At 72.8% G+C, this 14,529-nt stretch carries 16 protein-coding genes; 10 read left to right on the forward strand and 6 right to left on the reverse strand.

Annotation, left to right across the window (positions count from 1 at the left end; genetic code table 11):
• Nucleotides 1-2: 2 nt before the first annotated feature.
• The 3 genes from ACFWNV_RS17065 (at nt 3) to ACFWNV_RS17075 (ending at nt 1,980) form a co-directional block, all read left to right on the forward strand.
• A complete protein-coding gene (locus ACFWNV_RS17065) occupies nt 3-1,148 on the forward strand; it encodes an alpha/beta fold hydrolase (protein ID WP_383946999.1) in 1,146 nt (381 codons plus the stop codon).
• Nucleotides 1,132-1,653, forward strand: a complete 522-nt coding sequence (gene tsaE, locus ACFWNV_RS17070) for a tRNA (adenosine(37)-N6)-threonylcarbamoyltransferase complex ATPase subunit type 1 TsaE (RefSeq protein ID WP_383947001.1) — start codon at nt 1,132-1,134, stop codon at nt 1,651-1,653. Before ACFWNV_RS17065 ends, tsaE begins: the two co-directional genes overlap by 17 nt.
• Nucleotides 1,654-1,782: 129 nt before the next feature.
• On the forward strand, nt 1,783-1,980 hold the full coding sequence (locus tag ACFWNV_RS17075; protein WP_383947004.1) for a hypothetical protein: 198 nt from the start codon (nt 1,783-1,785) through the stop codon (nt 1,978-1,980).
• A 116-nt stretch (nt 1,981-2,096) separates the two neighbouring features.
• Here the strand turns inward: ACFWNV_RS17075 and ACFWNV_RS17080 are convergent, their stop codons facing one another.
• Nucleotides 2,097-2,654 (reverse strand): hypothetical protein, encoded by a 558-nt coding sequence (locus ACFWNV_RS17080; RefSeq protein WP_383947007.1) that lies wholly within the window; start codon nt 2,652-2,654, stop codon nt 2,097-2,099.
• 146 nt (nt 2,655-2,800) lie between these two features.
• On the opposite strand from ACFWNV_RS17080, the gene tsaB reads away from it, so the two are divergent.
• The 5 genes from tsaB to ACFWNV_RS17105 are packed head-to-tail and all read left to right on the forward strand — an operon-like array spanning nt 2,801 to nt 6,242.
• Nucleotides 2,801-3,478 carry a tRNA (adenosine(37)-N6)-threonylcarbamoyltransferase complex dimerization subunit type 1 TsaB gene (gene tsaB / locus ACFWNV_RS17085; RefSeq protein ID WP_383947010.1) on the forward strand — a complete coding sequence of 226 codons (678 nt, stop codon included), beginning with the start codon at nt 2,801-2,803 and terminating at the stop codon, nt 3,476-3,478.
• Nucleotides 3,479-3,507: 29 nt separating this feature from the next.
• On the forward strand, nt 3,508-4,038 hold the full coding sequence (gene rimI, locus ACFWNV_RS17090) for a ribosomal protein S18-alanine N-acetyltransferase (RefSeq protein WP_383947043.1): 531 nt from the start codon (nt 3,508-3,510) through the stop codon (nt 4,036-4,038).
• Entirely contained in the window at nt 4,031-5,188 is a 1,158-nt protein-coding gene (tsaD, locus tag ACFWNV_RS17095; RefSeq protein WP_383947013.1) for a tRNA (adenosine(37)-N6)-threonylcarbamoyltransferase complex transferase subunit TsaD, read from the forward strand. The genes rimI and tsaD overlap by 8 nt, the downstream gene beginning before the upstream one ends.
• Nucleotides 5,185-5,466: a hypothetical protein gene (locus ACFWNV_RS17100; RefSeq protein ID WP_383947016.1), complete on the forward strand. Its 282-nt coding sequence runs from the start codon at nt 5,185-5,187 to the stop codon at nt 5,464-5,466. The genes tsaD and ACFWNV_RS17100 overlap by 4 nt, the downstream gene beginning before the upstream one ends.
• A gap of 53 nt (nt 5,467-5,519) precedes the next feature.
• Entirely contained in the window at nt 5,520-6,242 is a 723-nt protein-coding gene (locus ACFWNV_RS17105) for a hypothetical protein (protein ID WP_383947019.1), read from the forward strand.
• On the opposite strand, the gene ACFWNV_RS17110 is transcribed toward ACFWNV_RS17105, so the two are convergent.
• Entirely contained in the window at nt 6,222-7,418 is a 1,197-nt protein-coding gene (locus ACFWNV_RS17110; protein ID WP_383947022.1) for a methyltransferase domain-containing protein, read from the reverse strand. The genes ACFWNV_RS17105 and ACFWNV_RS17110 overlap by 21 nt on opposite strands.
• A gap of 82 nt (nt 7,419-7,500) precedes the next feature.
• On the opposite strand from ACFWNV_RS17110, the gene ACFWNV_RS17115 reads away from it, so the two are divergent.
• Nucleotides 7,501-8,466 carry a polysaccharide deacetylase family protein gene (locus ACFWNV_RS17115; protein WP_383947025.1) on the forward strand — a complete coding sequence of 322 codons (966 nt, stop codon included), beginning with the start codon at nt 7,501-7,503 and terminating at the stop codon, nt 8,464-8,466.
• Nucleotides 8,463-9,347, forward strand: a complete 885-nt coding sequence (locus ACFWNV_RS17120) for a polysaccharide deacetylase family protein (protein WP_383947028.1) — start codon at nt 8,463-8,465, stop codon at nt 9,345-9,347. The genes ACFWNV_RS17115 and ACFWNV_RS17120 overlap by 4 nt, the downstream gene beginning before the upstream one ends.
• 44 nt (nt 9,348-9,391) lie before the next feature.
• On the opposite strand, the gene ACFWNV_RS17125 is transcribed toward ACFWNV_RS17120, so the two are convergent.
• From ACFWNV_RS17125 to ACFWNV_RS17140, 4 genes are all read right to left on the reverse strand, one after another.
• Complete coding sequence (locus ACFWNV_RS17125; RefSeq protein ID WP_383947031.1) at nt 9,392-10,807, reverse strand: FtsW/RodA/SpoVE family cell cycle protein; 1,416 nt, start codon at nt 10,805-10,807, stop codon at nt 9,392-9,394.
• Nucleotides 10,795-12,090 (reverse strand): LCP family protein, encoded by a 1,296-nt coding sequence (locus tag ACFWNV_RS17130; RefSeq protein WP_383947034.1) that lies wholly within the window; start codon nt 12,088-12,090, stop codon nt 10,795-10,797. Before ACFWNV_RS17130 ends, ACFWNV_RS17125 begins: the two co-directional genes overlap by 13 nt.
• 81 nt (nt 12,091-12,171) lie before the next feature.
• Nucleotides 12,172-13,563 carry a sensor histidine kinase gene (locus tag ACFWNV_RS17135; protein ID WP_383947037.1) on the reverse strand — a complete coding sequence of 464 codons (1,392 nt, stop codon included), beginning with the start codon at nt 13,561-13,563 and terminating at the stop codon, nt 12,172-12,174.
• Entirely contained in the window at nt 13,556-14,245 is a 690-nt protein-coding gene (locus tag ACFWNV_RS17140; RefSeq protein ID WP_383947040.1) for a response regulator transcription factor, read from the reverse strand. Before ACFWNV_RS17140 ends, ACFWNV_RS17135 begins: the two co-directional genes overlap by 8 nt.
• Nucleotides 14,246-14,529: the final 284 nt, after the last annotated feature.

Here is a 14,529-nt window from a genome sequence, read left to right on the forward strand (position 1 = left end):
GCGTGAGTGAGAACTGGCGCAAGGCGGGCTGGGCCGGCGCCGCCATCGGCGTGATAGCCGCCGGTGCGGCGGCCGGGGTCGCGGTCGAACGGATCACGGTCGGCCGGGGCATGCGGATGAAGGCGCGCCTCGCGCTCGACGCGACCGGGGACTACGGATCCCTGCGCGGCGCCCCCGGCACCGCGCGGGCCGAGGACGGCACCGCCCTCTACTACGAGGTCGACGAACTGCCCGAGGAGACGAAGCGGCGCCGCCTGCGCCGCAAGGCTCCGGCCCGCCCGACCGTGGTGTTCTGCCACGGCTACTGCCTCGCGCAGGACTCCTGGCACTTCCAGCGCGCCGCCCTGCGCGGACTGGTCCGCGCCGTCTACTGGGACCAGCGCAGCCACGGCCGCAGCGCGCGCGGCCTGGCCCAGGCCGCCGGCGAGCCCGTCACCTTCGAACAGCTCGGCCGCGACCTGAAGGCCGTCATCGACGCCGCCGCCCCCGAGGGTCCGCTGATCCTGGTCGGTCACTCGATGGGCGGAATGACCATCATGGGGCTGGCCCAGGAGTTCCCCGACCTGGTCCGGGACCGGGTGGCCGGGGTGGCGCTGGTCGGCACCTCCAGCGGCCGGCTGGACGAGGTCACGTACGGGCTGCCCTCCCTGGGCTTCTCGACGGTACGCAAGCTCCTGCCCGGGGTGCTCAAGGCCCTCGGTACCCAGGTGGAGCTGGTGGAGAAGGGCCGGCGGGCCACCGCCGACCTGTTCGCCGGCATGGTCAAGATGTACTCCTTCGCCTCGCGCGACGTGGATCCGGCCGTGGCCCGCTTCGCCGAGCGGCTCATCGAGGCCACGCCGATCGACGTGGTCGCCGAGTTCTACCCGGCCTTCCAGGCGCACGACAAGACGGCCGCGCTCCAGCGGTTCGCGGACATCCCCGTCACCGTCATCGCCGGGGACGGCGACATGGTCACCCCGCCCGACCACAGCCTGGCCATCAAGGAGGCGCTGCCCTCCGCGGAGCTGGTCGTCCTGGAGTCCGCCGGGCACCTGATGATGCTGGAGCGGCCGGACACCGTGACCCGGCTGCTCACCGAGCTGCTCTCGCGCACCGGGACGGTGTCCGCAGCGGCTAACGTTGCCGGGCATGGAAGAAGTACCTGAGACGGAAACGCACGTCACGGTCGGTTCGCCCGACGCCATGCAGGACCTCGGGCGGCGGATCGCCGGGCTGCTGCGCCCCGGTGACCTCGTGCTGCTGACCGGGGAGCTCGGCGCCGGGAAGACCACCCTGACCCGCGGGCTCGGTGAGGGCCTGGGCGTGCGCGGGGCCGTGACCTCGCCGACCTTCGTGATCGCCCGGGTCCACCCCTCGCTGACCGGCGGTCCGGCGCTGGTGCACGTGGACGCGTACCGGCTGGGCGGCGGGCTCGACGAGATGGAGGACCTGGACCTCGACGTCTCGCTGCCCGAGTCCGTCATCGTCGTGGAGTGGGGCGACGGCAAGGTCGAGGAGCTGTCCGACGACCGGCTGCACGTGCTGATCCGCCGGGCGGTGGGCCACGAGGAGGTCCTGGACGACGTGCGCGAGGTGACGGTCCGCGGGATCGGTGCCCGCTGGTCGGCCGGGGCGGGTCTGGAGAGCCTCGCGGGCGTGCTGTCGGAGTAGGCCGAGGCGAGAAACGTTCCGACAAGTCGTCGGGAAAATATTGCGCGGGCGGCGGGGCGCGTGGTCACATGGTACGGAGGGCTGGTTAGGCGTACCTAAGTACGGGCTGGCCCCGGCCAGGAGGCAGCCATGTCGGCAACAGGAGCAGCGGGCGTCCCCCGTCCGTCCGCGGTGTCCATGGGGGCGCTGCTCGCCGCGGGCGTCGCCGCCAGCGCCGTGTCGACCCCGCCCGCGCGCGAGCACGCCCCGGAGCCCGATCCCGAACGGGACGCGGCGCAGGGTGCGGAGGACGGCGACCAGGCCGCCCCGGAGTCCGAAGCGGCCTGAAGCGGTCCGGAGGGGTCTGAAGCGGTCCGGAGGGGCCTGAACCGGGGGAGTACCCCGGCGGCGCAGTCCCCGTACGAGTGAATTTGGCGTGTCGCGGACTACCGGGTCGGGCCCGGTCAGGGAACGACGACGACCTTCGAGCCGATCGTCGCGAAGGCCCACATCGCGTCCCCGTCGGCGCGCAGCATGCGGACGCCGCCGGTCTTCTTCGCCGGATCGGGCGCCGGCAGGGTGTTGTCCACCCGCGCGCTGAAGCCGACCGTGATGCCCTGCGGACTCGCGAACCGGACGACGTGCTCGATCGGCACCCCGTCCGAGCCGGTCACCGAGCCCGTGCGGCCGCCCACCGTGTAACTGCCGGGGGCCGGGTGCACCGTGCTCGGCACCACCGCGAAGGACTTCGGCTCCCCGGAGGGTCCCACCAGCCAGACGCGCTTGGCGCTCAGCGAGTACACGACGCGCACCCCGGTGCCGGATCCGGCCGGGAGGGCCACCGGCTTCGCCGGGTCCGTCTTGGCCGGACCGGAGTCGCTGGGGGCGGGTACCGGGCTCTGCGCGACGGCCTTCGGCGGGAGGGCGGGAGCGGAGGCGGAGGCCTGGTAGCCGAGGAAACCGACGACGGCGAGCGCCCCGACGGTGAGCCCGGCCACGATTCCCGAGCTGCTGCGTGCCACCTTGCTCCACCTCTCCGCATGGTCAGTCGATGCCAGTCGGATGCCGGGCGGACGATCACACCCCGACACCTGGTCCGAAGGTAGCAGCAGGGGTGCCCGCAGACCGGCCGCAAGGGCCGGGGGCCCCGGAGTCGTAGGCTGTTCGCGTGCTCTTGCTCGCTGTAGATACCGCCACGCCCGCCGTCACCGTCGCCCTGCACGACGGCGAGTCCGTCCTCGCCGAGTCGAACCAGGTCGACGCCCGCCGCCACGGGGAGCTGCTGCTGCCCTCCGTGGACAAGGTCCTCGCCGAGGCGGGGGTGAAGCTCGACGCCGTCACCGGCATCGTCGTCGGGGTCGGCCCCGGCCCGTACACCGGACTGCGCGTCGGCCTCGTGACCGCGTCCACCTTCGCCTCCGTCCTCGGCGTGCCCGTCCACGGGCTGTGCACCCTCGACGGCCTGGCCTACGCGGCCGGCGCGGCCGGGATCGAGGGCCCCTTCGTCGTGGCCACCGACGCCCGGCGCAAGGAGGTCTACTGGGCGCGCTACGAGGACCCCCGCACCCGGGTCGGCGAGCCCGCGGTGGACCGGCCGGCCGATATCGCCGAGCGCGTCGCCGGACTGCCCGCCGTCGGGCAGGGGGCGCAGCTGTACCCGGAGGTCTTCACCGACGCCCGGGCCCCCGAGCACCAGAGCGCCGCCGCGCTGGCGGCCCTGGCCGTACACCGGCTGGCGGCGGGGGAGGCGTTCGAGAACGCCGACGGGATGCCGCCGGTCCCGCTCTACCTGCGCCGGCCCGACGCCGAGGTGCCCAAGAACTACAAGGTGGTCACCCCGCAGTGACAGCCACCTCAGCCGTCGTCCTGCGCGAGATGCGCTGGTGGGACATCGAGCCCGTGCTGGAGCTGGAGCACGAGCTGTTCCCCGAGGACGCCTGGTCGGCCGGGATGTTCTGGTCCGAGCTCGCCCACGCCCGCGGCCCCGGCGCCACGCGCCGCTACGTGGTGGCGCAGGAGGCGGGCCGGCTGGTCGGCTACGCCGGGCTGGCCGCCGCCGGGGACCTGGCCGACGTACAGACCATCGCCGCGGCCCGCGACCAGTGGGGCACCGGGCTCGGTGCCCGGCTGCTGACCGAGCTGCTGCGCGCCGCCACCGCGTTCGAGTGCGCCGAGGTGCTGCTGGAGGTGCGGGTGGACAACGTCCGGGCCCAGAAGCTCTACGCGCGCTTCGGCTTCGAGCCGATCGGCTTCCGGCGCGGCTACTACCAGCCCGGCAACGTGGACGCCCTCGTGATGCGCCGCGTGTCCGATCCGGCGGTCCCCGTGGACCACGCGGACCCCGCAGACCCCGATTCCGCACTCCCCGACTCCGTACCCCTGCAAGGTGAGACGACCCATGGCTGACGAACCGCTCGTCCTCGGCATCGAGACCTCCTGCGACGAGACCGGCGTCGGCATCGTCCGCGGCACCACGCTGCTCGCCGACGCCATCGCGTCGAGCGTCGACGAGCACGCCCGCTTCGGCGGGGTCGTGCCCGAGGTGGCCTCCCGCGCGCACCTGGAGGCGATGGTCCCCACCATCGAGCGCGCCCTGAAGGAGGCCGGGGTCAGCGCCCGCGACCTCGACGGCATCGCCGTCACCGCCGGCCCCGGCCTGGCGGGGGCCCTGCTGGTGGGCGTCTCCGCGGCGAAGGCCTACGCGTACGCGCTGGGCAAGCCGCTGTACGGGGTGAACCACCTGGCCTCGCACATCTGCGTCGACCAGCTGGAGCACGGGCCGCTGCCCGAGCCGACGATGGCGCTGCTGGTCTCCGGCGGGCACTCCTCGCTGCTGCTGGCCCCCGACATCACCTCCGACGTACGGCCGCTCGGCGCGACCATCGACGACGCGGCGGGCGAGGCCTTCGACAAGATCGCGCGCGTCCTGCAGCTGGGCTTCCCCGGCGGTCCGGTCATCGACCGCCTCGCGCGCGAAGGGGACCCGAAGGCGATCGCCTTCCCGCGCGGGCTGACGGGGCCGCGCGACGCCCCGTACGACTTCTCCTTCTCCGGGCTCAAGACCTCGGTCGCCCGCTGGATCGAGGCGAAGCGCAAGGCGGGCGAGGAGGTGCCGGTGCGCGACGTGGCGGCCTCCTTCCAGGAGGCGGTGGTGGACGTGCTGACGCGCAAGGCGATCCGTGCGTGCAAGGACGAGGGCGTCGACCACCTGATGATCGGCGGCGGGGTTGCGGCCAACTCCCGGCTGCGTTCACTCGCCCAGGAGCGGTGCGACGACGCGGGGATCATCCTGCGGGTGCCGCGGCCGAAGCTGTGCACGGACAACGGCGCGATGGTGGCGGCGCTGGGCGCGGAGATGGTCAAGCGCAACAGGGCCCCCTCGGACTGGGACCTGTCGGCGGACTCCTCGCTGCCGGTGACCGAACCGCACGTTCCCGGCCATTCCCACGGCCATTCCCACGAGGACGGCGAGGGCCACGGGCACGCCCACGGACACGGCCATGCGCACGACCACGACCACGTGCACGAGCTGAGCAAGGACAACCTGTACTCGTGAGCACCATCGCGCTGATGTGGGAGGCCCGGTCCGTGCCCGGGCGGGCCAACGAGCTGCTGGAGTGGGCCCGTTCGCGGATCCTGGCCCAAGACCCGCTGCGGCGCGAGGTGTTCAGCGCCCCGCAGGACCGGGTGCTCGTCATCACCTGGTGGGAGACCGCCGAGGGGATCGGCGCCGATCTGCCGGAACTGCCGGAGCCCGCAGCCGACTTGATCACGCGGGCGGTCCACCGCTGGCGCTTCGAATCGGTGGAGGTCGGGGAGCCGGGCGGAAGCTGAGCCTCCGCCCGGCGGTCCTCCGGACGTACGGGTGTGCGGATATGGTCGTGCGCATGCCCCGCCGTGACCTGCCGCCGCCGCCCCCTCCCGCGCACCTGCGCGCCTGGCTCGACGCGAACGCCGTACGGGCCGACCGTGCGCGTTTCCTGGGGGAGCTCGGGCGGCGCAGCCTGGGCTTCGGCCGGCTCCTGCTCCTCTGGGCGGTCTCGGCGGTCTTCGCCCTGGGCTGGTCCTTCGTCGGGATGGCCCTGATGGCCATCGAGACGCACGACCCGTTCGCGTACCTCTTCGGCCTGATCTTCGCCGTCCTCGGCGTGGGCGTGCTGATACCGGCCGGGTTCTGGTTCGCCTGGGGCGCCAAGCGGGACCGGCAGGTGCGCCGGCTGCTGTGCGCCTGGGCGGAGCTGGACCGGGACCCGGCCGTGGACGCCGCCGTACGGGCGCCCGGGCGCAGCCTCGTCTGGCTGCTGGCCTCCTTCGCCCTGGGCGGGCTCGGACTCTGGGTGACCTTCGGATCGGCGTCCTCGGCCCGGCCCGGCCACGACACGTACGGGGAGGTCGCCTACACCATGGGCCTCGGCATGATCCTGTGGATCACCGCCCTGCTGGGCCTCGGCAAGGCGGGCGCGCACTACCGCTGGGCGATCCGGGTCTTCGGGGGCACCGGCCGGGCGGCCGCGGTGCCCGAGGGGGCGTCAGGGGAGGCCGCGCTGCCCGAGGGGTCGTCAGGGGAGGCCGCGCTGCCCGAGGGGTCGTCAGGGGCGGCCGGCCGGTGAGCCGATCAGCATGGAGGGGGCTCCCGCGACCCGGGTCAGGAACACCGTGGCGGAGTTCGGCCCCTGCGGCTTGACCTTCTTGCGCAGCTCCTCGGGCTCGATCGCGGAGCCGCGCTTCTTCACCGTGAGGATGCCGACCCCGCGCTCGCGCAGCAGCGCCTTGAGCTTCTTCAGTCCGAACGGCAGCACGTCGGTGATCTCGTACGAGGTCGCGTACGGGGTCTCGTGCAGCTCGTCGGCGGTGATGTAGGCGATGGTCGGGTCGATCAGCCTGCCGCCCAGCTGCTCGGCGACCTCGGCGACGAGGTGGGCCCGGATCACGGCGCCGTCGGGCTCGTAGAGGTAGCGGCCGACGGGGCCGGCCTCGGGATCGGGCAGCGGATCGGCGGTCGCCAGCGCCCGCGGGCCGGGCAGCAGGGTGGCGCGGATCTCGCCGGGGGCCGTCCCGAACCACAGCACGGCCTCCTTCACGTCCCCCTGGTCGGAGATCCACTCGGCCTGCGCCTCGGCGGGCACCGCCTCGTGCGGGATGCCGGGGGCGATCTTGATGGCGGCGATCTTCGCGGAGCGGGCGGTGGCGATCGCCCAGGACAGCGGGGGCGAATAGGACTCGGGGTCGAAGATCCTGCCCCGGCCGCCCCGGCGGGCCGGGTCGATGAAGACGGCGTCGTAGCCCGCGGTGTCGACCTCGGTCACATCGGCCTCCCGCACCTCGATCAGGTCCGCCAGGCCCAGCGCCCCGGCATTGGCGCGGGCCACGGCGACGGTCAGCGGATCGTGGTCCACCGCCAGTACGCGGATGCCGAGCCGGGCCAGCGCGAGGGCGTCGCCGCCGATTCCGCAGCAGAGGTCCGCGAGGCTGCGTACGCCCAGGGCGGCCAGCCGCTCGGCGCGGTAGGAGGCCACCGAGGCGCGGGTGGCCATCTCCCCGCCGCCGGGGGTGAAGTACATCCGGTGGGCGTCCTCGGCCCCGAACTTCGGGACCGCCCGCTGGCGCAGCCGGGCCTGCCCCAGGGCCGCGGAGACCAGTGCGGCGGGGTGTTCGCGGCGCAGCCGGGTGGCGACGGCGAGCTCCTGGGCGGGGTCGTAGTCGCGGAGCGAGTCGAGGAGGGCGTGGCCCTCGGGGGCGAGGAGCGCGGCGAAGTCTTCGGGGGTCACGGGTCCATTGTCGGCCACGGTGGGCCACTCGGAGGAAGGTCGGATTCCCCTCGCGGTGTCGCCCGGGGCGCGCGCGTGAAGGGTGTAAAGATCCCGAACTATGCAGCTAGTCCGACAAAAGGAACATAAGACGCTACACGGTCACCGGATCGCGGCAGTTGCGCGCGGCCGGTTGGGTACGGCCGCGATGGCCGCACTGCTCGTCGCCGCACTCGGCACGGGTTGCGGGGCCGGCGGGTCCGGGACCCCGGACAAGGCGGCGAAGGCGAAGGCCGCCGCGGGCGCCGCGGGCGAGCAGGCCGGAGCGGCCGGCGCGCTCGGCAACTACGCCGAGAAGCTGAAGGCCCTCCAGCAGGTGCGGATCGTCGCCGCGAAGAAGTGGGGGCTGGTCAAGCCGCCGCTCGTCGCTCCGCAGGCGCCCAAGCAGAAGCCGGAGATCACCACCCGCGACGGCTTCGAGGTCGAGGGCCAGGACGAGCTGCCCCCGGTCTTCACCACCGTCCCCACGGAGGAGAAGGTCGTCTTCCTGACGATCGACGACGGGGCCGAGAAGGACCCCGAGTTCCTGAAGATGATGCAGGAACTCAAGCTCCCGTACACCGCCTTCCTCAGCGACTACCTGGTCCGGGACAACTACCCGTACTTCAAGGAGATGCAGGCGGCGGGCGTCACGCTGAACAACCACACGCTCAACCACCGCTACATGCCGGCGCTCTCGTACGAGAAGCAGCGCCAGGAGATCTGCGGGCAGCAGGACACGATCGAGAAGACCTTCGGCAAGCGTCCGACGCTCTTCCGGCCGCCGTACGGGAACTACAACGAGGACACGCTGCGCGCGGCCAAGTCCTGCGGGGTCAAGGCCGTTCCGCTGTGGGCCGAGGAGGCCTTCCCGAACCGGATGGACTGGCGGGAGTGGGACAAGGACCTGCACCCCGGTGACATCATCCTCACCCACTTCCGGGGCAAGGAAGACTGGAAGGGAAGCATGACTGACATGATCCGTCATGTCATGAAGACCGTCACGGACAAGGGGTATGCCGTGGCCCGCCTGGAGGACTACTTGTGAAGCACGCGCGCCGGTTCGTAGCCGGAACGCTGACGGCCGGCGCGCTCGCGCTGTCCCTGACGGGGTGCGGGGACAGCGTGGACCCCATCGAAAGACTGGGGCGCAAGACCACGGAGGCCAGGGCGACCCCGTCGCCCTCGGGGGCGGCCTCCCCCTCCGCCACGGGCAGCGGATCGCAGGCCGCGGCGGACGAGGCGTACAAGAAGTGGGGCCTCAGCGGCCCCCTCCAGTACGCGCCCAAGCCGGCCGTCAAACCCCAGATCCCGCAGGCCAAGGCGGGCCGGGTCCAGGTCATCGACCGAATACCCGTCCCGGCGGACGACAAGGTCGTCTTCCTGACGTTCGACGACGGGGCCGAGAAGAACCCCGAGTTCCTGAAGATGGCCGCCGACCTGAAGCTGCCGATCAGCATGTTCCTGACGGACAACATCGCCTCGTCGGACTACGGCCACTTCGAAAAGCTCCGCGACAACGGCTCCGGCAGCACGATAAACAACCACACCCTGACGCACCCGAATCTCCGCACCCTGTCCTTCGAGGCGCAGAAGAAGGAGATATGCGGGCAGCAGGAACGCCTGGAGAAGCGCTTCGGCACGAAGCCGACCCGTTTCCGCCCGCCGTACGGCAACTACAACGACGACACCCTCCGGGCCGCGCACGAGTGCGGGATAGCGCAGCTCCTCCTGTGGCGGGTGTCGATGCAGATCAACAACTTCCAGTACGCCGAAGGCTCCGCCCTCAAACCGGGTGACATCGTCCTGGCCCACTTCCGCGGCCCCGCCGAGCTCAAGGGCGCTACGGAGATCCAGATGGCGACCCGGATGCTCCAGCGGATACAGGAGCAGGGGTACCGGATAGGGCGGCTGGAGGACTACCTCTAGGGGCCGGCGCCACAGGCCCTCTTGGGACCCTCGCCACAGGCCCTCTAGGGACCCGCTCCCGGGCCCGCCGCCGCCATCACGGGCGTGATCGTCGTCTCCGCCGGGCCCCGGGCGTCCGCCTCGCGTTGTCGTTCCGTGCTGTCGGAGATGCGCAGCAGCAGGGCGATCATGATCCAGTTGGCCAGCAGGGACGAGCCGCCCGCGGCCAGGAAGGGCAGCGCCTTGCCCGTCAGCGGGATCAGCCCCGTGACGCCGCCCGCCACGATGAAGACCTGCAGGGCCAGCGCGGACGACAGGCCCACCGCCAGCAGCTTGCCGAACGGGTCGCGGGCGCCCAGCGCCATCCGCAGCCCGCGCTGCACGAGGAGGGCGTAGAGGATCAGGACGGCCATGACCCCGGCCAGGCCGAGCTCCTCGCCCACCGTCGTCAGGATGAAGTCGCTGCGGCCCGCGAACTTGATCAGTTCCGGATGGCCCAGGCCGAGGCCCGTGCCGGAGATCCCGCCCGTGCCGAAGCTGAACAGGGCCTGCGCCGACTGGTCCGAGGAGACGCCCGGCGGCCTGACCTTCCAGTAGTACGACAGCGGGTTCAGCCAGGCAGCCACACGGGCCTGGACGTGCGGCTCCGTCGTGCCCACCACGAAGGCGCCCGCCGAGGCGAGGACCAGGCCGCAGACGATCCAGCTGGTGCGTTCCGTGGCCACGTAGAGCATGACCACGAAGACGCCGAAGAAGAGCAGCGAGGTCCCGAGGTCGCGCTCGAAGACCAGCACGAGCAGCGAGATGATCCACACCGTGATGAGGGGTCCGAGCTGGCGCATCGGCGGCAGCCGCATGCCCAGGAACTTGCGGCCCGACAGGGCCAGCGCGTCACGGTGGATCACCAGGTAGCCCGCGAAGAACACCGCGATCATGATCTTCACGAATTCGCCCGGCTGCACCGAGAGCCCGCCGAGTTTGATCCAGCGCTTCGCCCCGTAGGTGTCCGCGCCGAAGAAGGCGGGCGCGATCAGCGCCACCAGCGCCAGGACCATCGTGATGTAGATGAACCGCTGGAGCAGCCGGTGGTCGCGCAGCAGTCCCAGCACCGCTATGCAGGCCGCGACGCCGATCACCGTCCACATCAGCTGGCCTGGCGCCGTCGCCGGGGAGTTGTACCGGTCGAGGTAGCCCTGGTCCAGCCGGTGCAGCAGCACCAGCCCGAGCCCGGTCAGCAGCAGGGCCAGCGGGAAGATCAGCGGATCCGCGTACGCCGCGAACCGGCGCACGGCCAGGTGCCCCACCAGCGCGAGCAGCGTCATGCTGACCACGAAACCGGTGAGGCCGGACGGCAGTTCGCCGTTCATCGCCAGGCCCGCGCAGATGTGGCCGGAAATGGTCACGCCGAGGACGAGGACGAGGAGCAGTGCTTCCGTGCGGCGGCGCGCGCCCGCCGAGGTCAGGGGCTTCAGTCCACGCACGGGACGCCGCCGCCGTCGATGGCGGGGGTTCCGCTGCTGCTCGGGGACGGGGCGGGCGCGGGGCTCGCGGAGCCGGAGCCCTGGGGGGCGCCCTGGGCGGAGCCCTGCGGGGTGCCCGGCGTGCCCGGTGAGGAGGGAGCGGCGCCAGGCGCGCTCGGGCTCGCTGAGGCCCCGGGCCCGATCCGCTCGGCTATGAACCGCTTTATCTTCATATCATCTACGACGTTTATCTCCGCGTCGTGGTTCCGGCCGAAGCCCTCGATGGGAAGGGTCACAAACTCCACGTTGCCCCCGGACAGGTTCCTCGCCTGCTTCACGAACGACAGCAGGTCCCACCCCTGATCGGTCACGACGTCCTGCTTCGCCGAGTCGATCAGCTTCATCAGCTTCACCGGATCGGTGAAGGTCCCGGCCTGGTTCAGCTTGTAGGTGGCCCCCGCCAGGAACGCCTGCTGCCGCTTCGTCCGGTCCAGGTCGCCCATGGTCAGACCGTGCCGCTGCCGCACGAAGGCCAGCGACTGCTGCCCGTCGAGCGTCTGCCGCCCCGCCGGGAAGTCGGCCCCCGAATAACTGTCCTTCACCGGCTTCTTCAAGCACACCGGTACGCCGCCCAGCGCGTCCGCGAGATGGTAGAAACCGGCCAGGTTCAGCTCGGCGAAATGGTCGATCGGCACGCCCAGGAAGCTGCGCACCGTCTCCAGCTCGGCCTTGCGGCCCGCCTCGCGGCCCTCGTGCTCCAGCTGCCGCCGGTCCTTGACCCCCTGGGCCGCGAGCTGGTCCTCGGCCTTGGCCTTCGCCCGCCCGTACGCCTCCTTGATCTTGGCCTTGCCGGTGAACCCGGGCACCCCGTGCAGCTCGACGAAATCGTCGCGCGGCACCGAGAAGGCCTTCGCCCGGCTCCCGTCGGCGGGGACGTGCAGCAGGATCAGGGTGTTGGTGTTGTAGCCGCCGACATCGGAGCTCGCACCGGCGTGCAGCTTTTCGAGGATCGTCGGCGGGAGGTCCTCGCCGTTCTGGTCCCGGCGGCTGTCCAGACCCATCAGCAGGATGTTCACATCGCCGGACTTCGACTTCTCGGCGCCCTCCAGGGCCTTGGAACTGCCGATGCTGGAGGCGAGGTCGTCGTACAGGTACCAGGCGGTCGCCCCCGCGAGCACCACCAGGGCGCAGCCGGCCGCCAGCAGGGTGCGGGTGAGCCTGCGGCGGCGGCTCCGGCTGCGGCCGCTGCGGGGCGAGGGCGCCGGGGACTTCGGGTCACGGGGCTTCCTGCGGTGGGCACTCATGCCTGTCGATGCTGGGGGAACGGTGCTGAAGGAACCCTGAGGGTTCTGAAGGCGCCTTCAGGGACGGCCGCGCCACGCCCCTCAGGAACCCGGGCGCCCCGGCACGCGCAGCACCAGCCGGGCGCCCCCGGCGGGCGCGGGGAGCGCACGGACCTCGCCGCCGTGCGCCCGGGCGATCTCCCGCGCGATGGCCAGCCCCAGACCGGTGCCCCCGCCGGCCCGGCTCCGGTCCGCGTCCAGGCGCACGAACCGCTCGAAGACCCGGTCCCGGTCGGCCTCCGGGATGCCCGGCCCGTCGTCCGTGACCTCCAGCAGCGCCCAGCCGTCCTCGGCGAAGGCCCGGACCACGACCCCGGTACGGGCGTACCGCAGGGCGTTGTCCACCAGGTTGGCCAGCGCCCGCTCCAGCCGCGCCGGATCCCCGGCGGCCGGTACGGGAGCCCGCGCGTCCAGCCGTAGCGGAACCCGGGGATCCGGGCGCCGCGCCGCATCCTCGGCGGCCAGCAGTACGAGGTCCACCGGCTCGGAGCGCGGCGCGGGCCCGCCGTCCCCGTCCAGCCGGGCCAGCAGGAGCAGATCGGCCGCGATCCGCTGCAGCCGCTCGGTATCGGCCAGCGCGGCCGCCACCGACTCCCGGTCGGGATCCCGCAGCGCCACCTCCAGCCGGGACCGGACGGCCGCGAGGGGGTTGCGCAGCTCGTGCGAGGCGTCGGCGGTGAACTGCCGCTGGCGGGCGTCGCTGCGCTCCAGCCGGTCGAGCGTCGCGTTGACGGTCCGGGCCAGCTGCGCGATCTCGTCGGCGCCGCCCGGGTCCGGAACCCGCCGGTCCAGCTCGCTCCCGGTGACCGCCGCCAGCCCGGTGCGGATCGCGGTGACCGGGCGCAGCGCGTGGCCCGTCACCCACCAGGCCAGCAGCGCCGAGAAGGCGATCAGCGGGGGCGCACCGGCGAGCAGGCCCAGCGCGACGGCCCGGTTGGCGTCGTCGACGTCGCCGAGCACCGTCGCGGCGTAGACGGTGTGCGGGTCGTGCGCCCCCGGCGGGCCCGGCGCGTCCACGGCGACCACCACGCGCCGCTGTGCGCCGGGGCGCGCGGGCGGCAGGACGGCCGACCGCATGTCCCGGCCGGGCGCGGGGCTCAGCTCCGTGAGCTCCGGGGTGTCCTTCAGGTCCCCGCTGGTGGCCACGACCGTGCCGGCCGCGTTCCGTACGAGGACCAGGTCGACCCCGCCCTCGGGCGCGGGCAGCCGGCCGCCGGCCGGGAAGCTCGCGGTGTCGTACTGGGCGGCCACCTTGCGGGCGGCCAGCTCGGTGCGGCCGGTGGTGTTCTCGATGAGGTTGGCGCGCAGCAGGGTGTAGAGCCACAGCCCGCCCGCGGCCAGGACGGCGGCCATCGCCAGGGCGGCGGCCGCGGCGGCGCGGGCACGGAGACTGCCGAGCCGGCGGGGCCGTGGCTTCGACCGCGGCTCAGCCACCGTCCGGAGCCATCCGGTAGCCGGTGCCGTGCACGGTGAGGATCGAGCGGCGCCCGAAGGGAGTGTCGATCTTCCGTCGGAGCGAGGAGACGTAGACCTCGACGATGTTCGGGTCGATGCCGTGCGGGGTGTCCCAGACCTCGTCGAGGATGTCCTGCTTGGCGACGGCCCGGCCCGGCTGCTCCATCAGACAGCCCAGGACACCGAGCTCACGGGCGGTCAGCTCGATCTCGTGCGTGCCCCGGCGGCAGCGGCGGCCCGGGGCGTCCAGCACGAGGTCGCCGGCCTGCAGGACACTGGGCCGGGCGGCGCCGGCGGTCGCCGTGCGGCGGGTGAGCGCGCGGAGGCGGGCGGCGAGGACGACGAAGGAGAACGGCTTCGTCAGGTAGTCGTCCGCACCCGAGTCCAGGCCCTCGGCCTCGTCGTACTCGCCGTCCTTGGCGGTCAGCATCAGCACGGGCGTGGCGACTGCGTGGGCGCGCATCCGGGTGCAGATCTCGTAGCCCGAGAGGCCCGGGAGCATCAGGTCGAGGAGGACCACGTCGTACGGGCCTCCGGTCAGGGCCAGGTCCAGCCCGCGGTGGCCGTCATGGGCGAGATCCACCCAATGCCCGTCGGCGGAGAGGCCGCGCCGCAGTGAATCGGCGAGGCCGACCTCGTCTTCGACAACCAGGATCCGCATCCCCCAAGCCTCACATACCGGGCACGCACTCCTTTTTGACGCGCCGCTCACCTTCCTGACGCACCCCTCGCACCGCTGCGCGGGCTTCTGGCTGCTGCGCCGGACTCCGTCCGGCGGTGGCCGCCGTCCCGGCGCGGGCCCGGTGGGCGGGTGCGGCTGGTTGGGCCCTGCGGGGCGAAGTCCCCTACCCGCCCTTCCACCGTTCCCCGGGCTCTGCCCGGACCCGCGCCTCAAACGCCGGCGAGGCTGGAGGTGTCCCGGGCTGCGCCCGGACCCCCTGGGGC

The organism is Streptomyces sp. NPDC058401 (assembly GCF_042722885.1).
Lineage (GTDB): Bacteria > Actinomycetota > Actinomycetes > Streptomycetales > Streptomycetaceae > Streptomyces.